15 protein-coding genes and 2 pseudogenes are annotated in these 20,289 nt (G+C 70.1%); 5 read left to right on the forward strand and 12 right to left on the reverse strand.

What is annotated here, in order from left to right:
• Positions 1-33: 33 nt before the first annotated feature.
• Positions 34-225, reverse strand: a pseudogene (locus ACSU6L_RS08680) (carbohydrate ABC transporter permease); the annotation flags it as partial.
• A gap of 17 nt (positions 226-242) precedes the next feature.
• Here ACSU6L_RS08680 and ACSU6L_RS08685 point away from each other — a divergent pair.
• The 4 genes and pseudogenes from ACSU6L_RS08685 to ACSU6L_RS08700 form a co-directional block, all read left to right on the forward strand.
• Positions 243-443 (forward strand): annotated as a pseudogene (locus ACSU6L_RS08685) (hypothetical protein); the annotation flags it as partial.
• Positions 440-1,486 carry a LacI family DNA-binding transcriptional regulator gene (locus tag ACSU6L_RS08690; protein ID WP_437055192.1) on the forward strand — a complete coding sequence of 349 codons (1,047 nt, stop codon included), beginning with the start codon at positions 440-442 and terminating at the stop codon, positions 1,484-1,486. The pseudogene ACSU6L_RS08685 and the gene ACSU6L_RS08690, both read left to right, overlap by 4 nt.
• Positions 1,487-1,586: 100 nt before the next feature.
• Entirely contained in the window at positions 1,587-2,804 is a 1,218-nt protein-coding gene (locus ACSU6L_RS08695; protein WP_437055194.1) for a thiolase family protein, read from the forward strand.
• Positions 2,801-4,930: a 3-hydroxyacyl-CoA dehydrogenase NAD-binding domain-containing protein gene (locus tag ACSU6L_RS08700; protein ID WP_073939217.1), complete on the forward strand. Its 2,130-nt coding sequence runs from the start codon at positions 2,801-2,803 to the stop codon at positions 4,928-4,930. Before ACSU6L_RS08695 ends, ACSU6L_RS08700 begins: the two co-directional genes overlap by 4 nt.
• A gap of 88 nt (positions 4,931-5,018) precedes the next feature.
• Here the strand turns inward: ACSU6L_RS08700 and ACSU6L_RS08705 are convergent, their stop codons facing one another.
• A complete protein-coding gene (locus tag ACSU6L_RS08705) occupies positions 5,019-6,044 on the reverse strand; it encodes a hypothetical protein (protein WP_437064817.1) in 1,026 nt (341 codons plus the stop codon).
• Positions 6,045-6,112: 68 nt separating this feature from the next.
• On the opposite strand from ACSU6L_RS08705, the gene ACSU6L_RS08710 reads away from it, so the two are divergent.
• Positions 6,113-6,478: an NTP pyrophosphohydrolase gene (locus ACSU6L_RS08710; protein ID WP_437055196.1), complete on the forward strand. Its 366-nt coding sequence runs from the start codon at positions 6,113-6,115 to the stop codon at positions 6,476-6,478.
• A 16-nt stretch (positions 6,479-6,494) separates the two neighbouring features.
• Here ACSU6L_RS08710 and ACSU6L_RS08715 read toward each other — a convergent pair whose 3' ends face one another.
• The 10 genes from ACSU6L_RS08715 to ngcE all read right to left on the reverse strand — a co-directional run bounded on the left by ACSU6L_RS08715 (position 6,495) and on the right by ngcE (position 20,131).
• Positions 6,495-7,946, reverse strand: a complete 1,452-nt coding sequence (locus ACSU6L_RS08715) for a glycosyltransferase family 39 protein (RefSeq protein WP_437055198.1) — start codon at positions 7,944-7,946, stop codon at positions 6,495-6,497.
• Between the two features lie 95 nt (positions 7,947-8,041).
• A complete protein-coding gene (locus ACSU6L_RS08720; protein WP_437055200.1) occupies positions 8,042-9,601 on the reverse strand; it encodes an amino acid permease in 1,560 nt (519 codons plus the stop codon).
• Between the two features lie 146 nt (positions 9,602-9,747).
• Positions 9,748-11,667, reverse strand: a complete 1,920-nt coding sequence (gene dxs, locus ACSU6L_RS08725) for a 1-deoxy-D-xylulose-5-phosphate synthase (protein WP_437055202.1) — start codon at positions 11,665-11,667, stop codon at positions 9,748-9,750.
• A gap of 127 nt (positions 11,668-11,794) precedes the next feature.
• Complete coding sequence (locus ACSU6L_RS08730) at positions 11,795-13,096, reverse strand: sugar ABC transporter permease (RefSeq protein ID WP_437055204.1); 1,302 nt, start codon at positions 13,094-13,096, stop codon at positions 11,795-11,797.
• Positions 13,093-13,884: an ATP-binding cassette domain-containing protein gene (locus tag ACSU6L_RS08735; protein WP_437055206.1), complete on the reverse strand. Its 792-nt coding sequence runs from the start codon at positions 13,882-13,884 to the stop codon at positions 13,093-13,095. Before ACSU6L_RS08735 ends, ACSU6L_RS08730 begins: the two co-directional genes overlap by 4 nt.
• A gap of 217 nt (positions 13,885-14,101) precedes the next feature.
• Positions 14,102-15,202, reverse strand: coding sequence for a sugar ABC transporter substrate-binding protein (locus ACSU6L_RS08740; protein ID WP_073939225.1), 1,101 nt, complete (start codon positions 15,200-15,202; stop codon positions 14,102-14,104).
• A 133-nt stretch (positions 15,203-15,335) separates the two neighbouring features.
• Positions 15,336-16,547, reverse strand: a complete 1,212-nt coding sequence (locus tag ACSU6L_RS08745; protein WP_073939545.1) for an ROK family transcriptional regulator — start codon at positions 16,545-16,547, stop codon at positions 15,336-15,338.
• Between the two features lie 182 nt (positions 16,548-16,729).
• On the reverse strand, positions 16,730-17,653 hold the full coding sequence (locus ACSU6L_RS08750; protein WP_437055209.1) for a carbohydrate ABC transporter permease: 924 nt from the start codon (positions 17,651-17,653) through the stop codon (positions 16,730-16,732).
• A 14-nt stretch (positions 17,654-17,667) separates the two neighbouring features.
• Complete coding sequence (locus ACSU6L_RS08755) at positions 17,668-18,597, reverse strand: carbohydrate ABC transporter permease (protein WP_437055211.1); 930 nt, start codon at positions 18,595-18,597, stop codon at positions 17,668-17,670.
• Positions 18,598-18,652: 55 nt separating this feature from the next.
• The gene (gene ngcE / locus ACSU6L_RS08760) at positions 18,653-20,131 is read right to left on the reverse strand and encodes an N-acetylglucosamine/diacetylchitobiose ABC transporter substrate-binding protein (RefSeq protein ID WP_437055213.1); all 1,479 of its coding nucleotides are present in this window, start codon (positions 20,129-20,131) and stop codon (positions 18,653-18,655) included.
• Positions 20,132-20,289 lie beyond the last annotated feature (158 nt).

Here is a 20,289-nt window from a genome sequence, read left to right on the forward strand (position 1 = left end):
GGGCCGTGGGGGCCGTGGGGGCCGTACGGCGTCTCACCTGGTCGCCCCCTTCATGAAGTTGTAGATGAACCTCTGCAGGAGCAGGAAGACGATCAGGGTCGGGAGGATCACCAGGACCGCCCCGGCCGAGATCGCCTCCCAGTGCGCGCCGAACGGGCCGCGGAAGCGGAACAGGGACGTCGAGATCACGCCAAGGTCTTCGGACGGCATGTAGAGGAAGGGGATGAGGTCGCCCTGGTGCCGGCGGGATCGAGGTGACGGCCCAGGCCCTCGTACGGGATCTGCTGCTGCAGGCCGACCGGCTGGACCCGGCGGCGCGGGCCGGCCGGGGCCTGGTGACGCTGCTGCCCGGGGAGCGGGTGACCATCGGTGTCGGGGGCTGGGAGAATGCCGACGCGGCCGCCGCCCGGGCCGCCCTGTACTGCATGGAGCCCACGCGATGACCGCCTCCCGCGTCACCATCAAGGACGTCGCCGCGCGCGCCGGCGTCTCCAAGGGAGCCGTCTCCCTCGCCTTCAACCACAAGCCGGGGCTCTCGGAGGCGACCCGGGACCGGATCTTCCGGGCCGCCCGGGAGCTGGGCTGGGCGCCGAACCTGACCGCGCGGTCGCTGGCGGGCGCGCGGGTGGACGTGGTGGGGCTGGCGATCTGCCGGCCCGCCCGGATGCTCGGCCTGGAGCCGTTCTACATGGAGTTCGTCTCGGGCGTGGAGAGCGTGCTGACCGAGCACTCCTGCTCGCTGCTGCTGCGGCTGGTGAAGACGCCGGACGAGGAGGCCGGGCTGCTGGAGTCCTGGTGGAAGGCGCGGCAGATCGGCGGCTCGATCCTGGTCGACTTCCGCGCGGACGACCCCCGGGTGCGGGTCGCCGAACGGCTCGGGCTGCCGGTGGTCGCGGTCGGCCATCCCTCGCTGACCGGCTCGCTGACGTCGGTGTGGACCGACGACACCAGCGCGGTCGGCGAGGCGGTGCGCTATCTGGCCGCGCTCGGGCACCGGCGGATCGCCCGGGTCGGCGGGGCGGCGGCGCTCGGGCACACGGCGCTGCGCACGGCCGCGTTCGACGAGGCGACGCGGCAGCTGGCGCTGGCGGGGGCCTGGCAGGTGGCCACGGACTTCTCGGGCGAGGCGGGTGCCAGGGCCACGCGGTCCCTGCTGACGGCGTCGCCGCCGGACCGGCCCACGGCGATCGTGTACGACAACGACATCATGGCGGTCGCGGGTCTGTCGGTGGCGGCGGAGATGGGTCTGCGGGTGCCGGAGGACGTGTCGCTGCTGGCGTGGGACGACTCGCAGCTGTGCCGGCTGACGCACCCGACGCTGTCCGCGATGAGTCATGACGTGCACGGGTTCGGGGCGGAGGTGGCACGCACCTTGTTCGGGGTGATCACCGGGGAGGGGCCGGGTTCGCATCCGGTGCCGACGCCGGTGCTGACGCCACGTGGGTCCACGGCGCCGCCGTCTCGGCAGCACCCCGCCTCGATGTGACCTTCGCCGCTCGACCTACCAGGACTGGGCAGCTACGTTACTCATAAGTAGCATGGTCTGAGCAAGCGCTCAGCGTCCCGCACCCTGGAGGAGAGCCATCGTGCCTCGTACCGTCAGGGACGTCGTCTTCGTCGACGGCGTCCGCACCCCGTTCGGCAAGGCGGGCCCGAAGGGCATCTACCACGAGACCCGCGCCGACGACCTCGTCGTCAAGGCGATCCGGGAGCTGCTGCGCCGCAACCCCGGTCTGGACCCCAAGAAGATCGACGAGGTCGCCATCGCCGCGACCACGCAGATCGGCGACCAGGGCCTGACCATCGGCCGCACGGCCGGCATCCTCGCGGGCCTGCCGCAGTCGGTTCCGGGCTACTCCATCGACCGGATGTGCGCGGGCGCGCTGACCGCGGTCACCACGGTCGCCGGCTCCGTCGCCTTCGGCGCGTACGACATCGCCGTCGCGGGCGGTGTCGAGCACATGGGCCGTCACCCGATGGGCGAGGGCGTCGACCCGAACCCGCGGTTCGTGAGCGAGAAGCTGGTCGACGAGTCCGCCCTGTTCATGGGCATGACCGCGGAGAACCTGCACGACCGCTACCCGCAGATCACCAAGCTGCGCGCCGACGAGTACGCCGTGCGCTCGCAGGAGAAGGCCGCCAAGGCGTACGCCAACGGCAAGATCCAGGCCGACCTGGTGCCGATCTCGGTGCGCCGCACCAACCCGGAGGCCGGCGAGACCGGCTGGGGCCTGGTCACCGCCGACGAGCCGATGCGCCCGGGCACCACGCTGGAGAACCTCTCCGGCCTGAAGACCCCGTTCCGCGTCCACGGCCGGGTCACCGCCGGTAACGCGGCCGGTCTGAACGACGGCGCCACCGCCTCCCTCATCGCCTCCGAGGACTTCGCGCGCGAGAACGGCCTGCCCGTCAAGATGCGCCTGGTCTCCTACGCCTTCGCGGGCGTGGAGCCGGAGGTCATGGGCTACGGCCCGATCCCGGCCACGGAGAAGGCGCTCGCCCAGGCGGGTCTGTCCATCTCCGACATCGGCCTGTTCGAGATCAACGAGGCCTTCGCCGTCCAGGTCCTGGCCTTCCTGGACCACTACGGCATCGCCGACGACGACGAGCGCGTCAACCAGTACGGCGGCGCCATCGCCTTCGGCCACCCGCTGGCCTCCTCCGGCGTCCGTCTGATGACGCAGCTGGCCCGCCAGTTCGAGGAGCAGCCGCACGTCCGCTACGGCCTGACCACCATGTGCGTGGGCTTCGGCATGGGCGCGACGGTCATCTGGGAGAACCCGCACTTCGAGGGGGACAAGTGAGCACCACCGCTGAGCTGCTGAAGGGTGCGGCCGAGCTGTTCCCGGACGAGGTCGTCACGTCGGCGCACGTACGCCACTTCGACCTTCCGTTCGGGGCGGGCCGGTTCGCCCTGATCACCCTCGACAACGGGCACGACCACACCAAGCCGACCACCTTCGGCCCCCAGTCGCTGGCGAACCTGAACACCGCCATCGACCAGGTCGAGAAGGAGGCCCGGGACGGCGAGATCGTCGGCGTCGGCATCACCGGCAAGCCGTTCATCTTCGCCGTCGGCGCCGACCTCAAGGGCGTCGAGCTGCTGAAGGAGTGGGACCACGCCTACGCCATCGGCAAGGGCGGCCACGACGTCTTCAAGCGCCTGTCCGGCCTCGCCGTGCCGACCTTCGCCTACTACAACGGCGCCGCCATGGGCGGCGGCGTCGAGGTCGGCCTGCACTGCACCTACCGCACGGTTTCCAAGGCCGTCCCGGCGTTCTCCCTCCCCGAGGTCTTCCTCGGTCTGGTCCCCGGCTGGGGCGGCTGCACGATCCTGCCGAACCTGATCGGCGCCGACAAGGCCGTCTCGGTGATCATCGAGAACAGCCTCAACCAGAACAAGCAGCTCAAGGGCCGGCAGGTCTTCGAACTCGGCATCGCGGACGCGCTGTTCGAGGGTGCCGACTTCCTGGAGCAGTCGCTGCTGTGGACCGCGCAGGTCCTCAAGGGCGACATCGAGGTCGAGCGCCCGGTGATCGACCGCGGCGAGGCCTGGGACCAGGCCGTCGCCAAGGGCCGCTTCATCGCCGACGGCAAGGTGCACGGCGCCGCCCCGGCCGCCTACCGCGCCCTCGACATCATCGCCGCCGCCAAGAACGGCGACCTCCAGCAGGGCTACGACGCCGAGGACAAGGCGCTCGCCGACCTGATCATGGGTGGTGAACTGCGCTCCGGCATCTACGCCTTCAACCTGGTGCAGAAGCGCGGCAAGCGCCCCGCCGGCGCCCCGGACAAGAGCCTGGCGCGCCCGGTGACGAAGGTGGGCGTCGTGGGCGCGGGCCTGATGGCCTCGCAGCTCGCGCTGCTCTTCCTGCGCCGCCTGGAGGTCCCGGTCGTCCTCACGGACATCGACCAGGAGCGCGTCGACAAGGGTGTGGGCTACGTCCACGCCGAGATCGACAAGCTGCTCGGCAAGGGCCGGATCAACCAGGACAAGGCCAACCGCCTCAAGGCGCTGGTGACCGGTGTCCTGGACAAGGCCGAGGGCTTCGCGGACGCGGACTTCATCATCGAGGCCGTGTTCGAGGAGATGGGCGTCAAGCAGCAGGTGTTCGCGGAGGTAGAGGCGGTCGCCCCGGCGCACGCGATCCTCGCCACCAACACCTCCTCGCTGTCGGTCTCGGAGATGGCGTCGAAGCTGAAGCACCCCGAGCGGGTCGTCGGCTTCCACTTCTTCAACCCCGTCGCGATCCTGCCGCTGCTGGAGATCGTCCGCGGCGAGAAGACGGACGACGCCTCCCTGGCGACCGCCTTCGGCGTGGCCAAGAAGCTGAAGAAGACCGCGGTGCTGGTGAAGGACGCCCCGGCGTTCGTCGTCAACCGCATCCTGACCCGCTTCATGGGCGAGATCCAGAACGTCATCGACGAGGGCACCCCGGTCGAGGTCGCGGAGAAGGCGGTCGAGCCGCTGGGCCTGCCGATGTCGCCGCTGGTGCTGCTGGAGCTGGTCGGCCCGGCGATCGGTCTGCACGTCTCGGAGACGCTCAACAGGGCGTTCCCGGACCGCTTCACGGTCTCCCCGAACCTCAAGGCGGTCGTCGAGGCGGGCAAGCGCGGCTTCTACGTCTACGACAGCGGCAAGCCCGAGCTGGACCCGGAGGTCGCCGCCCTCCTCAAGCAGGGCGACGTCGTCCTGACCGAGGAGCAGGTCCGCGCCCGCGTGCTGGACGCCGTCGCCCAGGAGATCGGGCTCATGCTCGACGAGGGCGTCGTCGCCGAGGCGCAGGACATCGACCTGTGCCTGATCACCGGCGCCGGCTGGCCCTTCCACCTGGGCGGCATCACGCCGTACCTGGACCGTGAGGGCGTCGCCGAGCGGGTGAACGGGAAGCGGTTCCTGGCGCAGGGCGTGGCGAGCGTCCCGGCGTAACCCCTTCGCGTGAAGCAGGTGCCCCGCACACGTCAGGTGTGCGGGGCACCTTCGTCTCCGAGGCCGTCAGGGAGCCGTCGCAGGGCCGTCAGACGGTCTGCCAGGCCGCCAACGCCAGTCCGGGCTCGTCCTTCTGACGGGCCACCCGCAGTTCGCCGTCGGGCGTCACCGTCGCGGCCACGACCCGGCCCCCGGCGTCCTCCGCGAGCGCCACCCGCGTCCCGACGGGCAGTTGCGGCCCGGACTCCGTCCACCACAGGCCCGCCGACTCCCGCTCGGTGGGGTAGGCGGCGAAGGCGACCCGGCCGGAGGCCGAGCGCTGGGCGAGCACCGTGCAGTCGTGGCCGTCGAGGACGCAGCGCAGCAGGGACAGCGGGCCGGGGCCGGCCGCGGCGAGCAGCGGCACCGGGTCGGTGTCCGGCCGCCAGGCGTGGATCATGCCCTCCCGGTCCGCGAAGAACAGGGTGGTGTGCTCCTTGGACGTGGGCAGGGCGGCCAGCGTGCCCGGTTCGACCGGCACCGGCAGCGGATCGGCCGTCACCGGGCGTCCGCCGGGCTCCTCCTGGAGCCAGCGCAGGATGCCGGCCGGGCTCACGCCGTAGAGCTCGACCAGGCCCGACTCCCCGGTGACGGCGACGAGTTCCTCGTGCACCTTGGATCCCTTGAGGTCGTGCCAGGCGTTCCAGCCGCCGCGCACCTTCTGGTTGACGGTGTGCACCCCCTTGCCGCGGTTGCCGACGAAGACGTACGCCCGTCCCTCGGCGTCCACGGCCACGGCGGGCCGGCCGGTCCGCGCCCAGTTCTTGTTGGGGTGGCCGATCGGGATCCAGTCGAGGGCGGCGAGGTGCCCGCGGAAGTGGGTGGAGTGCACCAGGCCCGCCTCGTCGCCGGTGGTGGGCTGCCAGGCCACGAGGTGGGCGTAGCCGTCGGCACCCTGACCGACGGCGAGGACGGTGTGCAGGCGCTGGTCGCCGCCCATCCTCCGCCAGGGCAGCCAGGCGCCGCCCGGGTGGCGCTCGGCCCGGCACCAGACGGCCTCGTCACGGGTGGTGTAGACGCCGAGCCGGCCGTCGCGGCCGCGTATGAGCCAGTCGCCGTTCACTGTACGGACCATTGACACGGCCCCACTCTAATCGGGCGGCGGACGCGGTTCGCCGGGTGGGCCCGTGCGACCCTGGGGGCATGAGTGTCCCGTTGCTGGTCATCGTCGACGCCGCGAACGTGGTCGGGTCGGTGCCCGACGGATGGTGGCGGGACCGGCGCGGGGCGGCGGAGCGGCTGCGGGACCGGCTGGCGGCGGACGGGCTGCCGGGGCGTGCGGAGCCCACCGAGATCGTACTGGTGGTGGAGGGCGCGGCCCGCGGTGTGGACTCGGTGCCCGGCGTGCGGGTCGAGGCGGCGCCCGGCAGCGGCGACGACCGCATGGTCGAACTGGTCGCCGCGGCCGGCGAGCGGCCCTGCCTGGTGGTCACGGCCGACCGGGAACTGCGCCGCCGGGTGACGGACCTGGGCGCGGAGGTGGCGGGGCCGCGTACGGTGCGCGGCTGACGCCGGGCGGCCGGGCTCAGGGGATCCGCGCGTACAGCACCGCCCCGTCCACCCTGCCCACCACCTCGTAGCGGTCCGTCAGCAGCCGCCGCAGGGTCGGCAGTCGTGCCGGTGCGTACGGCTTGCCCCGGGAGTCGTCGACGATCAGCGCCGGGGCGTCGGCGGCCAGCTCCCGGCGGAACACCGGCCAGGCCCCGTCGACGGCGTGCTGCTCGCCGACCCGGGCGCCGTCGCGTCCGCCGCTGTAGTTGGTGAGCAGTCCCGCGGTGAGATAGCGGCTGGCGGGGGCACGGCCGGCGAACCAGTACGTCTCCGGGTGCATGCCCCAGATCAGCACGCGGTCGCCGGGTTCGGTACGGCGGGCGGTGGCCTCGGCGAGCCGCTGGGCGTGGGCGAGTTCGGGGCGCGGCGCGGTCAGGGCCCAGGCGAGGAAGGCGGCGCAGGCGCAGCCGGAGGCGAGGACGGCCCGCGCCAGGCGTTCGCGGGGCGCGTGTCGCAGGGCCGCCGCCGCCAGCAGGGCGAGGGGCGGTACGAGTTGCAGGTAGTAGTGGCCGAAGAAGTGGAAGCCGGTCAGCACCGCCCCGGCGGAGGCGGCGAGCCACAGCCACAGGTCGCCGGCCCCGGTGCGGTCGCGCCGCAGTATCCGCGCGACCGCGGGGAGCACTCCCGCGCAGGCCGCCGCGAGGATCGCCGCGTTGCCCACGCCGCGGGTCAGGGCGTGCAGTCCGGAGCCGGTGAGGGTGGCGTAGGCCGTGGAGCCGGTGACGGTCCAGAACAGGAAGCCTGCCGGGTCGGTGAGCAGGGCGGCCGCCACGACGGGCAGGGCCGCCCCGGCGGCCAGCCGGGCCAGGCCGGTGCGCGCGGCGCCCGAGGTGACGCACAGCCACAGCACGGGCAGCAGCACGGCCGCCCCGGTCTGTTTGGCGAGGAAGGCGCAGGCGGCGGCCGCGCCAGCCGCGCCCCAGCGGCGCCGGTCGGCGCACCACATCGCGGCGGCGGTTCCCGGCAGTATGAACAGCTCGAACCCGGCGGCCTGCGCGTCCTCGGGGTTGAGCCCCACGGAGAGCAGCAGATGGAGCACGCCGGCGGTGCGGCCCGCGCGGTCGCCCCAGCGGCGGCGGGCCAGCGAGGCGAGCAGGGCGGCGGTGAGCAGCTGGGCGAGGATCGCGAGCACCCGGACGGTGGTGAGCGAGCCGGGGCCGGTCAGCGCGAAGGCCGCCTCGTACAGCCAGGGCACCAGGGGCGGCTTGCGGTCGACGACCGTCTCGTAGAGCTGTCCGCCGTGCGCCAGTATCCGCGCCTGTACGGCGAGGTAGCCCTCGTCGGGGTTCCACAGCGGCCGGGCGAAGGAGGGCAGGCGGGTGACGCAGGCGAGCAGGGCCAGCGCGGGCAGCAGCCTCCGCCAGTAGCCGCGGTCCGCACGGGACCCGGTGACGGTATGTGTCGGGGCGAGGGGCTGGGCGCGCATGGGGCGAACGCTATCCGGCCCCGCACCTCCCACCGAAGCGGGACATACGGGGCCGTGCGTGGGCGGGGTGGTGACGCCACGTGGGCAGCGGTCGGCTACTGGTCGGGGTGGGAGCGGCCGTGGTGGGGGTGCGGGCGGTCGTGGTGGGGGTGGCCCTCGACGACGTCCTCGACCGTGGTCTCCTCGTGCGTGCCGAGGCGGCTGTGGGAGCGGCCGTACACGAAGTAGACGACGAACCCGACCGCCATCCAGATCGCGAACCGCACCCAGGTCTCGGCGGGCAGGTTCACCATCAGCCACAGCGACGCCGCCACCGACAGGATCGGGATGACCGGCACCCACGGGGTGCGGAAGGCGCGGTGCAGGTCGGGGCGGGTGCGGCGGAGGACGATCACGCCGATCGCCACCACCACGAAGGCGAACAGGGTGCCGATGTTCACCAGCGCGGCCAGTTCGTTCAGCGGGGTGAAGCCGGCGAGGACCGCGATGAGGACGCCGAGCAGGATGGTGGGGCGGTGCGGGGTCTTGAAGCGGGGGTGGACGTGGGAGAAGAACCGGGGCAGCAGCCCGTCACGGCTCATCGCGAAGAACACCCGGGTCTGGCCGAGCAGCAGGATCATGCAGACGGTGGTGAGGCCGACGGCGGCGCCGAAGCTGATGAAGCCCGCGTACCAGGGGTGCCCGGTGGCCTTGAAGGCGTCGGCGAGCGGGGCGCTCTCGGAGAGCCGGCTGTAGTGCTGCATACCGGTGACGACGATCGACACGAGGACGTACAGGGTGGTGCAGATCAGCAGCGAGCCGAGGATGCCGCGCGGCATGTCGCGCTGCGGGTTTCGGGTCTCCTCGGCGGCGGTGGCCACCACGTCGAAGCCGATGAAGGCGAAGAAGACGACGGAGGCGGCGGTGAAGATGCCCATCACGCCGAAGTTGGAGGGCGCCCATCCGAACATCAACTGGATCAGCGGGGCCTGGAGACTGTCCGCGGCGGGCACTTCCTGCGCCTTGGGGACGAACGGCTTGTAGTTGGCGCTGTTGATCAGGAAGGCGCCGGCGATGATCACGACGAGGACGACGGTCACCTTGATGGCGACGACGACCTGGGTGACCCGCGCGGACAGCTTCATGCCGATCACCAGGATCACGGTGAGCAGCAGGACCAGCACGGCGGCGAGGAGGTCGAAGCCGAAGCCCTCGGCGCCCTCCCGGCTGCCGAGCACCGCGGGCATGTGCCAGCCCGCGTTGTCCAGCAGTGACTGGACGTAGCCCGACCAGCCGACGGCCACCACCGCCGTGCCGAGCGCGAACTCCAGGACCAGGTCCCACCCGATGATCCAGGCGGGCAGTTCACCGAGCGAGGCGTAGGAGAACGTGTACGCCGATCCGGCGACGGGGACCGTGGAGGCGAACTCGGCGTAGCAGAGCGCGGCGAGCGCGCAGGCGACGCCGGCCGCGACGAACGCCAGGGCCACCGCGGGGCCCGCGTTGTTCTTGGCGACCGTGCCGGTCAGGACGAAGATGCCGGTGCCGATGATCACGCCGACGCCGAAGACCGTGAGGTCAAGGGCCGAGAGTGACTTCTTGAGCGCGTGCTCCGGCTCCTCGGTGTCGAGGATGGATTGCTCGACCTTCTTCGTCCGGAAGAGGGTGCTGCTCATCGGGCGTACCTCCCACGCTTGTCGTCCCCGACATGATCGAGAGGGGGCGTGTTGCGTATGCCCCGACGCGGGCAGTTTCACGCCAATGGGCCGGTTTCACCACTCTTGGCATGTGGTGGAACCGGCCCATGAGGCGGTGCGGCGGATCAGTCCCGGGCGGGCTCGACCTCGGCCGCGGCACGGTCGTACCGGCCGTCGAGCTTGGAGACCAGTCCGGTGACCTGGCGGGCGATGTCCGGGGCGGTCAGGCCGATCTCCGCCATCACCTCGGCGCGGGAGGCGTGGTCGAGGAAGCGCGGCGGGATGCCGAAGTCGCGCAGCGGGACGTCGACGCCCGCGTCCCGCAGGGTCTGGGCGATGGCGGCGCCGACACCGCCGACGCGGGAGTTGTCCTCGACGGTGACGACCACGCGGTGCCGCTCGGCGAGCGGGGCCAGCGCCTCGTCCACCGGCTTGACCCAGCGCGGGTCGACGACGGTGGTGGAGATGCCCTGCTGGTCGAGGAGGGCGGCGATCTCCAGGCACATCGGGGCCAGGGCGCCGACGGAGACGAGCAGCACGTCCGGGCGGTCGGTGCCGGGCTCGCGCAGCACGTCCATGCCGCCCACGCGCCCGACGGCGGGTACGGCGGGGCCGACGGCGCCCTTGGAGAAGCGGACCACGGTCGGCGCGTCCTCGACCTCGACGGCCTCGCGCAGCTGGGCGCGGACCTGATCGGCGTCGCGCGGGGCGGCGAGCCGCAGGCCGGGCACGACCTGGAGGATCGACATGTCCCACATGCCGTTGTGGGAGGCGCCGTCGGTGCCGGTGACGCCGGCCCGGTCCAGCACGAACGTCACCCCGCACTTGTGCAGGGCCACGTCCATCAGCACCTGGTCGAAGGCGCGGTTGAGGAAGGTGGCGTACACCGCGAAGACCGGGTGCAGGCCGCCCGTGGCCAGGCCGGCGGCGGACACGGCGCCGTGCTGCTCGGCGATGCCGACGTCGTAGACCCGCTCCGGGAACCGCTTGGCGAACCGGTCCAGGCCCACCGGCTGGAGCATGGCCGCGGTGATCGCGACGACGTCCTCGCGCTCCTCGCCGAGCTTGACCATCTCGTCGCCGAAGACGGAGGTCCAGTCGGCGCCCGAGGAGGCGATCGGCAGGCCCGTGTCGGGGTGGATCTTGCCGACGGCGTGGAAGCGGTCCGCCTCGTCCTGGAGGGCGGGCTGGTAGCCGCGGCCCTTCTCGGTGAGGCAGTGCACGATGACCGGGCCGCCGAAGCGCTTGGCGCGGGCCAGCGCGGACTCCAGCGCCTCGATGTCGTGGCCGTCGATCGGGCCGACGTACTTCAGGCCCAGGTCCTCGAACATGCCCTGCGGGGCGATGAAGTCCTTCAGGCCCTTCTTGGCGCCGTGCAGCGTCTCGTACAGCGGCTTGCCGACCACCGGGGTGCGGTCGAGGATCTCCTTGGTCCGGGCCAGGAAGCGCTCGTAGCCGTCGGTGGTGCGGAGCGTGGCGAGGTGGTTGGCGAGGCCGCCGATGGTCGGCGCGTAGGAGCGCTCGTTGTCGTTGACGACGATGACGAGCGGGCGGTCCTTGGCCTCGGCGATGTTGTTCAGCGCCTCCCAGGCCATACCGCCGGTCAGGGCGCCGTCACCGATGACGGCGACCACGTGGCTGTCGCGTTTCAGCAGCTGGTTCGCCTTGGCGAGGCCGTCGGCCCAGCCGAGCACCGTGGAGGCGTGGCTGTTCTCGATGACGTCGTGCTCGGACTCGGCCTGCGAGGGGTAGCCGGACAGGCCGCCCTTCATCTTCAGCCGGGAGAAGTCCTGCCGGCCGGTGAGCAGCTTGTGCACGTAGGACTGGTGTCCGGTGTCCCACAGCACCTTGTCCTTGGGGGACTCGAAGACGCGGTGCAGGGCGATGGTGAGCTCCACCACGCCGAGGTTCGGGCCGAGGTGGCCGCCGGTCTTGGAGACCGCGTCGACGAGGAAGGTCCGGATCTCCTCTGCCAGCTGGTCCAGCTCCTCCAGGCTGAGCCGGTCCAGATCGCGCGGTCCCCTGATGCGGGTCAGCAGCGGCACCCGTGCCTCCTTGCAGTAGAGCTGTTTCGAGCTGTTGCCGGGCTCGACGAGTCTAATGTTCCGCCCGACATGGCTGTGCCCGGCACCGCCATTGGTGCCGGGCACAGGCCGGGGGCGGGGCGCGGTGCTACGCGCGCCCTGCGGTCTTCTGCGTCTTGCGGGTGATCGAGTCGATGACCACCGTGGTCAACAGCACACCCGCGGTGATCATGTACTTCACCGGCTCGGCGATGGACTCCAGCTGGAGCCCGTACTGGATGGACACGATCACCAGGACGCCCAGGAGGGCGTTCCAGGTGCGTCCCCGGCCGCCGAAGAGGCTGGTGCCACCGATCACGGCCGCGGCGATCGCGTTCATCAGCAGGTCACCGGTACCCGCGCTCTGGTTGGCCGAGGCGATCTTGGAGGCCAGGAAGAGGCCGCCGATCGCCGCGAAGCCGCCGGAGATCGCGAAGACCGAGATCCGCACCGCGGTGACGTTGATGCCGGCGCGCCGGGACGCCTCGACGCTGCCGCCGAGCGCGAAGACCTTGCGGCCGTAGGAGGTGCGCCGCAGCAGGAAGTCCGTCGCCACCAGGAACACCAGGAAGATCACCGTGGCCAGCGGCAGGCCCTTGTACTGGTTGTACATGAACGCCGCGGCGAAGGAGATCACCGCGAGCAGCGCGGTGCGCAGGATCGTCTCGTTCAGCGGCCGGGACGGGATGCCCGCCGCGTCACGCCGCTTGTTGCCCAGGAACGAGGTGACGAAGAAGACCACCGTCACCACGGCCGCCAGACCGTACGCGGCGGCGATGTCCGTGAAGAAGTACGTGGTCAGCTGGCCGATGAAGCCGTCGCTGTCCAGGTTGATCGTGCCGTTCTCGCCCAGCGTCTGGAGCATGAAGCCCAGCCAGAAGAGCAGGCCGGCCAGCGTGACCGCGAAGGCGGGCGCTCCGAGGACGGCGAAGAAGAAGCCGTGCACGGCACCGATGGCGGCGCCCGCGGCGATCGCGAAGAGCACCGCGATCCACTCCGGCCAGCCCTGGTTGACCGCGAGGACGGCCGCGATGGCGCTGGCCGCGCCGCTGACCGAGCCGACGGACAGGTCGATCTCGCCGAGCAGCAGCACGAAGACGATGCCGACGGAGATCATGCCGGTGCCGACCATCGTGACGGTGATGTCACTGAGGTTCTGCGCGGACAGGAACGCCGAGTTCAGGCTCTGGAAGACGACGCAGATGACGACCAGGCCGACGATGACCGGGAGGGAGCCCAGCTCACCGGCGCGCATCTTGCGCTTGAACTCGCTCCAGTAGCCGAGCAGGCCCTCCTCACGGACGAGGAGGCGGGGGTCGACCGCGGTGACCGCCGCGGCGGCCGCCTCCGGGTTCTCCACGAGGTGCTCGTCCTGCGCGGCCGCCTTGGTGGAGGTCTTGTCGGTGCTCACTTGGAAACCTCCCCGTTCGTGCGCGCCGCACGGCGGGTCACGGCGTTGTCGGTGGCGCCGGTGATGGCGGAGATGATCTCCTCCTGCGAGGTCGTCTTGACCTCGAAGACGCCGTTGTTGCGGCCGAGGCGCAGCACCGCCACCTTGTCGGCGACGGCCTTGACGTCGGCCATGTTGTGGCTGATCAGGATGACGGCGTGGCCGCGCTCCCGCAGCCGCTCGACCAGGTCGAGCACCTGGGCGGTCTGCTCCACGCCGAGGGCGGCGGTGGGCTCGTCGAGGATGACCAGCTTGGGCTCGCCCAGCATCGAGCGGGCGATGGCCACGGTCTGGCGCTGACCGCCGGAGAGCGAGGCGATCGGGATACGCACGCTGGGGATGCGGATCGACAGGGTCGTCAGCAGCTCGCGGGCACGGCGCTCCATCTCGACCTCGTCGAGCACGCCCCACTTCCTCAGCTCACGGCCGAGGAACAGGTTGCCGACCACGTCGATGTTGTCGCACAGCGCGAGGTCCTGGTAGACCGTCGCGATGCCCAGGGCCTGGGCGTCGTGCGGCTTGCTGATCGTTACGGACTTGCCTTCCCATTCGATGGCGCCCTCATCGATGGGGTGCACGCCGGCGATCGTCTTGACCAGCGTGGACTTTCCGGCGCCGTTGTCGCCGACCAGGGCGACCACTTCACCGGCGTGGACCTCAAGCTCTACGTCGGTGAGCGCCTGGACGGCACCGAACCGCTTGGAGACCCCGCGCAACGCCAGCACGGGCGTAGCGGACACGTGAACCATCTCCTTCGCCGCCTGACCCGGCGGGAGGTTGTGCAGAAGTTTGGGGGGTTGCCGGGACCGTTGCCCGGGCCCGGAGTGTTCCGACCGGCGCCCCGCAACGAGCTTGCGGGGCTTTGTTGACGCGGGGCGCCGGCGGAGCCTGTGTGGCGGCCGTCCCGCACGGGAGCGGCGGGGGCCTGCTCCCGTGTCCCTCAGGGGAAGGGGACTCGTGGGCCGCTTACTTGATGCCGAGCTTGTCGCAGGCCGACTTGTACTTGGCCGTGCAGATCTCGTCGGCGGTGTAGACGCCGTCCTTGATGACGGTGTCGTTGATGTTCTCCTGGGTCAGCGAGGTGACGTCGACCAGGACGGACGGGACGTCCTTGGCGCTGTCGCTGGAGACCTTGTCCTTGGCGATGGCGCCCAGGTCCTCGCCCTTGGCCAGCGCGACGGCCATCTGGGCGGCGGCCTCGGCCTCGGGGGCGTACGGCTTGTAGACGCTCATGAACTGCTCGCCGGCGACGATGCGCTGGACGGCGGCGAGTTCGGCGTCCTGGCCGGTGACCGGCACGTCGATGCCGGCAGCCTTCAGGGCGGTGATGATGCCGCCGGCCATGCCGTCGTTGGCGGAGTAGACACCGACGATCTTCTTCTTGCCGAGAGCCGAGATCGCCGCCTCCATGTTGGCGTTGGCGTTCTCCGGCTTCCACTCCTTGGTGTCGTACTCCTTGCCGACCTTCACCTTGCCGTCGAGGGCGGAGTGCGCGCCCTCCTTGAACTGGGCGGCGTTCGGGTCGGTGACGGAGCCGTTCATCATGACGATCTGGCCGTCCTTGGCCTTGTCGCCGAGCTCCTCCAGCAGGGCCTCGCCCTGGGTCTTGCCGACCGCCACGTTGTCGAACGACGTGTAGGCGCTGATCGGGCCCTCGGCGAGGCGGTCGTAGGCGACGACCTTGATGCCGTTGTCCACGGCCTTCTGGACGGAGTTCTTGATCGCCTTGGCGTCCACGGCGTCCAGGATCAGCACGTCCACCTTGTTGGTGATCATCGTGTCGACCTGCTGGGCCTGGAGGTTGGCGTCCTGCTTGGCGTTGTTGTACTCGACAGTCGCCTTGTTGTTCGTCAGCTCCTTGATCTTCTCTTCGATCAGAGGCCGGTCGAACTTCTCGTACCGCGCGGTCTGGTTCTCCGGAAGGAGAAGACCGATCTTGATGTCGTCGCCCTTGGCGGCGCCGGAGCCCTTGGACTCCTTGTCTCCGCCGGCTTCCTCAGCACTGCCACAGGCGGCGAGAGAGACGGCCATCGCACCCGCGGCGATGGCGACGGCGGCACGACGCATACGCGTGTTCACTTCTGAAACCTCCCTGACGAGGCCGCGTCGTTGCGGCCGAGGTGGCTGGAAGTCAACTCGGCCACACGTGCGACGTCAAGAAGTAAATCCTTAACGGGTTGGCAACGGTGCCATCCGTTCTCTAAGTGAAGGCAGGTGTCGCAGCCGGCAGAGCGCCGGACACGCTTCCGTCCAAAAGGGTCGAGTCACCCATCTCGCTGAGCGCGAGTGCGAGCGCTCCGAGCACCTCCGCACGGCCCCCAAGTGCCCCGGGAAGAACGGAGAGTTGGCGCGCCGCACTGGGAATGGCATAGCGGCCGACGGACTCCCTGATCGGCCCGAGCACCAGCTCTCCGGCCTCGGCGAGATCACCGCCCAGGACCACCCGGCTCGGGTTCAGAAGGTTGCAGAGGTTGGCGACTCCACTGCCGATGTGACGGCCGACGTCGGCGATCACCCGACGGCAGCCCGGATCTCCGTCCCGTGCCAGGCGGACGACGCCCTCCATGGTCAGATCCGTGCCGTGACTGGACTGGAGCAGCGGCAGCACGTACCGCGCGGCCGCGAACGTCTCCAGGCAGCCCCGGTTTCCGCAGCGGCAGACGGGGCCGGATTCATCAAGTGTAATATGTCCGATTTCACCCGCTGTGCCGCCCGGACCGCGGTAGATCTTCCCGTCGATCACCAGGCCCGCGCCGACACCGCTGGACACCTTGATGTACGCCAGGTCCCGTACGCCCTTGCCGCTGCCCCACACCAGCTCGCCGAGGGCGCCCAGGTTGGCGTCGTTGTCCACGTGCACGGGCACGCCGAGCCGGCCCCGCAGCTCCTCGGCCGGCTTGGCGCCGGTCCAGCCCGGCAGGATCGCCGTCGAGCCCAGCGTGCCGGACTCCACGTCGATCGGGCCGGGCACGCCGAGACCCACCCCGGCGATCTTCGTGCGGTCCACGCCGGTCGCCGCGATCAGCCGGTTGACCAGCTCTTCTGCCCGGTCGAAGCCCTGCGCGGCGGAGGCGTCCACATCCAGCGGTTCGGACTCCTCGGCCAGCACCTGATGGGCCAGGTTGCCCACCGCCACCCGTAGATGGGTGTGCCCGAAGTCCACGCCGATCACGATGCCGGCGTCCCCGCTCAGGCTGACGCTGCGGGCCCGCCGGCCGCCCGCCGAGGTGGGTGTGACCTCGACGGTCCCGCCGTCCTTCAGTTCCCGGACGATGTTGGAGACGGTCGCCGCGGACAGACCCGTCGTCCTCGCGATCTCCGCCTGGGTGAGGGATCCCGCCAGCCGCACGGCTCGTACGACCCGCTCCAGGTTGGCTCGGTGCAGCGACGACTGCGACCCCGGAGTCTCCACGACGACCTCCTGCGCGCGGGACCGCATCGATGAGGCCCCGTCTATGTCCAACTAGTGAACTCTAAGCTGAGCCGTTCGGGGGGCCGCCCGTCAAGAGGTTGAACAGTTTCCGGGACCAGGCACACACGTGTGCGCACCGCTCCCACGCCGGGAACGGTGTGCACACGGTCGCGCGCGGAGCGCTACTTCAGGGTCGCCGAGGTGAGTCCCGCCTGCACCTGGCGCTGGAAGGACAGATAGACCACCAGCATCGGGATCATCGCGATGGTGACGCCGGCGAAGAGCACCGGCAGGTCGGAGGCGTAGCCCTGCTGCTGCTGGAGCTGGATCAGTCCCTGGGTGAGCACATAGCGCTCGGGGTCGTCGCCGCTCTGCGGCTGCATCAGCACTGTCGGCAGGATGAACTGGTTCCACTGGCCGAGCGTGTTGAAGATCCCCACGCTGATCAGGCCCGGCTTCGCCATCGGCAGCATCACCTGGAAGAACGTCCGGGTGTGCGAGGCCCCGTCCAGGATCGCCGCCTCGAACACCGCCGTCGGCAGGGTCCGGAAGAAGGCGTGCATGAAGAAGACGGTGAACGGCATGGAGTAGGCGACGTACACCAGGATCAGGCCCTGGTAGGTGTTCAGCATGTCCAACCGTTTGACCATGAAGAACAGCGGGACCAGGGCCAGGAAGACCGGGAACATCGCGCCCGCGACGAAGAAGTAGTAGAGGAAGCGGTTCCCCCAGAACTGGTAGCGGGCCAGCACGTACGCGGCCATCGAGCCGAACAGCATCGTCAGCGGCACCGAGAACAGGAGCACGACGACGGTGTTGAGGAAGTAGTCGCCGATGCCCTTCTCCCAGGCGCGCGACAAGACGTCTAGCGTCCAGTTCTCGGGCCACCCGAAGGCGGAGCCGGCGATCTGGGCGTCGGTCTTGAAGGCGCTGAGCACCAGCCACAGCAGCGGCAGGACGATCATCAGGGCCCACAGGGCGAGGAAGCCGTGCGAGAAGGCGTTCAGGGTGACGCCCTCGCCGCGCCGCTCGCCGGCGCGGGGCGGGATCTTCTCGACCGTGTGTCCGACCGGGGCCGGCGCCGGTTCCTTCAGGGGTGCGCTCATCTCGTCTCTCCCGCTCAGAACTCGACGCGGTCGCGGCGGGTGGCGCGCAGCATGACCACGGACAGGATCAGGGTGAGGAGCAGCATGACCACGCCCATGGCGCAGGCGTAGCCGCTCTTGCCGTAGTAGAGGAAGTTCCGCATCATCACGGTCGCCATGACCTCGCTGTGGTGGTCGGGGCCGCCGCCGAACTCGCCGGACGTCATGGTCGAGACGAGGATGAACATGTCCATCGCCGCGATGCCGAGATAGACCCAGGCCGTCTGCACGGAGTCCCACAGCAGCGGCAGGGTGATGCGGAAGAAGGACTGGGCGCGGCCGGCGCCGTCGATGAGGGCGGCCTCGTAGATGTCCTTCGGGATGGACTGCATGGCGGCGGAGAACAGCACCAGATAGAAGCCGACGCCGTGCCAGACGACGACCACGATCAGCGCCCAGAGCACGAAGTCCGGCTCGTTCAGCCACTCCACCGGCCGGCCGGCGTCCACCAGGCCCAGCTTGACCAGGACGCCGTTGAGCATGCCGCCGCTGTCGCTGCGGTAGACCGCGCCGAACAGCACGGCGAGGATCGCCAGCGACAGGACCTGCGGGAAGAAGTAGACGACCTTGTAGAACCTGGAACCGGCGACCCCGGACACCCCGCCGGCCCGGCCGCGGCCGCCCGCGTTCAGCATGAACGCGAAGAACAGGGCGAGCAGAATGGTGATCACCGGGATGAACACCAGGAACAGGATGTTGTGCCAGATGGCCCCCAGGAAGATGTCGTCCTGGAACAGCGCCTTGTAGTTGTCCAGCCCGACAAAGCTGAAGGTCTGCGACTGGCCCTTCCAGTCGGTCAGCGAATAGCCGAACGTCTGGATGTACGGCCAGATGACGAAGATCAGGTAAAGCGCCACGGGAATGAGGAGAAATCCCGCGACGAACCCGTACTGCCCCTTGCGCATTGGCGTTTCCTGCCCCTGGTGTTCCCGACGGTGTGACCGTGCGTCCCGCGCGGGACTACTCGCGGCGGTTGTTCTTGGACGCCGGATCCTTGGCGGCCTTGTCGACGGCCGCCTGCGCCCGCTTGAGCCACTCCTTGGGCTGGATGCGCCGGGCCATCAGCTCGTTGGAGGCGTTCTGGATGGCGGTGTCCATCTCGCTGTACCACTCGGTGTACAGGAAGCGGAAGGTGTTGTCGCCGGCCGCCTTGGAGGCCTCGACGGTGGACTGGGTGCCCGGCCGCAGCTGCACGCTCGGGTCGACGCCGTCCTTGAGGATGGTCAGCGAGTTCGCCTCCTTGGCGAACAGCGTCGACCACTCCCGGGAGAGCATCAGCCGCATGAACTCCTTGGCCGCGGGCAGGTTCTTCGCCTTGCTCGGGATGATGAAGGGCTCCCCGGAACCGGCCCGGATCGCCTCGAACGGCATCACGCTGCCCTCGAGCAGCGGCATCGGCAGGAACTTCATGTCGAAGTCCGACGGCGTCTGCTTCAGCTGCTCGTTCTCCAGCCAGGAGCCGGAGGTGATGAAGGCGGCCTTGTACTGGTTCCAGCGGGTCTGCGACTCGGTGTGGGTCAGGCCGTTCGTACCGGGCATCAGATAGCCCTTCTCGACGACCTCGTAGACCGCCTCGACGGCGGCCTGCGCCGCCTCGGAGCCGACGAACGCCTTGGGGTCGAGGTTGTCGATCGCCTTCATGGCGTCCAGGCCGCCCTTCTTGGCGATCAGGTCCATGATGGCGACGTTGATGTAGTACGGGTACTTGCCCTGGTGGGCGAGGCCGCCGATGCCCTGGGACTTGGCGTCCTTGCAGATGGCGAGGAAGTCGTCCCAGGTCTTGGGCTCCTCCCAGCCCTTGTCCTTGAAGAGCTTGCCGGAGTACCACAGGCCCCACACCGTGTAGATGTAGTTGAGGGCGACGACCTTGCCCTCCTGCAGACCCGGGTCGAGGGTGCCGGGGATGACGGTGTCGCGGACCTTCTTCGACGGGTCGTCCACGCTGGGCGCGTCCAGGACCTCGGCGAGGTCGAGGAGCTGGCCGTTCTTGTGGAGAACGTCGATCTTGATCTTCTGGGCGCCGGAGTTGTCCACGATGTCCGGCGGGTTGCCGGCGTTGAACCGCGGCTGGAGCTTGCCGGTGATCTCCTGGGTGCCGGTGTGGGTGGAGGTCACGCCCCACTTCTTCTGGAAGGCGGCCTCCCAGGCCTTGGCGTAGTCGTCACCGTAGCCGCCCTTGAAGATGACGACGTCGAGCTTGCTGCCCTTCTTCACGCCGAAGGGGTTGTCCTTGGAGGTCTCCCCCTGGGTGTCGTCGTTCGACTCCTCGCCGCCGCCGCTGGCGCAGGCGGACAGGAAGCCCATGGCCGGTACGGAGACCAGCCCGAGAGCGGCGGACCGCTTGATCAGCGCGCGCCGGCCGACACCGTCGGTCCCGTGCTGCGCTGCCGTGCTCTCGGCACTGTTCCCGGCGCCGTTCTCGGCGGAAGTGGATCCCATGCTCAAGTCCTCGCCTTCTTCCAGGACTCAGGCGGTGAACCGGATCCTCCCCGGCACCGCGGTGGGGTCAAGCAGGGTCGTACAGGATGTGCGGTTCGTGTGAATCGCCGACAGGTATAGTCCACTTCCCGCCAGGGGATCAAGATCGAATGCAAGGT

The sequence above is a fragment of the Streptomyces sp. enrichment culture genome (genome assembly GCF_964272855.1).
Lineage (GTDB): Bacteria > Actinomycetota > Actinomycetes > Streptomycetales > Streptomycetaceae > Streptomyces.

Excerpts from the sequence above, each read along its gene's own strand:
- ACSU6L_RS08750 (WP_437055209.1), bottom strand. The coding sequence starts at position 17,653 with ATGAGCGCACCCCTGAAGGAACCGGCGCCGGCCCCGGTCGGACACACG.
- ACSU6L_RS08715 (WP_437055198.1), bottom strand. The coding sequence starts at position 7,946 with ATGCGCGCCCAGCCCCTCGCCCCGACACATACCGTCACCGGGTCCCGT.
- ACSU6L_RS08710 (WP_437055196.1), top strand. The coding sequence starts at position 6,113 with ATGAGTGTCCCGTTGCTGGTCATCGTCGACGCCGCGAACGTGGTCGGG.
- ACSU6L_RS08735 (WP_437055206.1), bottom strand. The coding sequence starts at position 13,884 with ATGGTTCACGTGTCCGCTACGCCCGTGCTGGCGTTGCGCGGGGTCTCC.
- ACSU6L_RS08740 (WP_073939225.1), bottom strand. The coding sequence starts at position 15,202 with ATGCGTCGTGCCGCCGTCGCCATCGCCGCGGGTGCGATGGCCGTCTCT.
- ACSU6L_RS08755 (WP_437055211.1), bottom strand. The coding sequence starts at position 18,597 with ATGCGCAAGGGGCAGTACGGGTTCGTCGCGGGATTTCTCCTCATTCCC.
- ACSU6L_RS08705 (WP_437064817.1), bottom strand. The coding sequence starts at position 6,044 with ATGGTCCGTACAGTGAACGGCGACTGGCTCATACGCGGCCGCGACGGC.
- ACSU6L_RS08720 (WP_437055200.1), bottom strand. The coding sequence starts at position 9,601 with ATGAGCAGCACCCTCTTCCGGACGAAGAAGGTCGAGCAATCCATCCTC.
- ACSU6L_RS08690 (WP_437055192.1), top strand. The coding sequence starts at position 440 with ATGACCGCCTCCCGCGTCACCATCAAGGACGTCGCCGCGCGCGCCGGC.
- ngcE (WP_437055213.1), bottom strand. The coding sequence starts at position 20,131 with ATGGGATCCACTTCCGCCGAGAACGGCGCCGGGAACAGTGCCGAGAGC.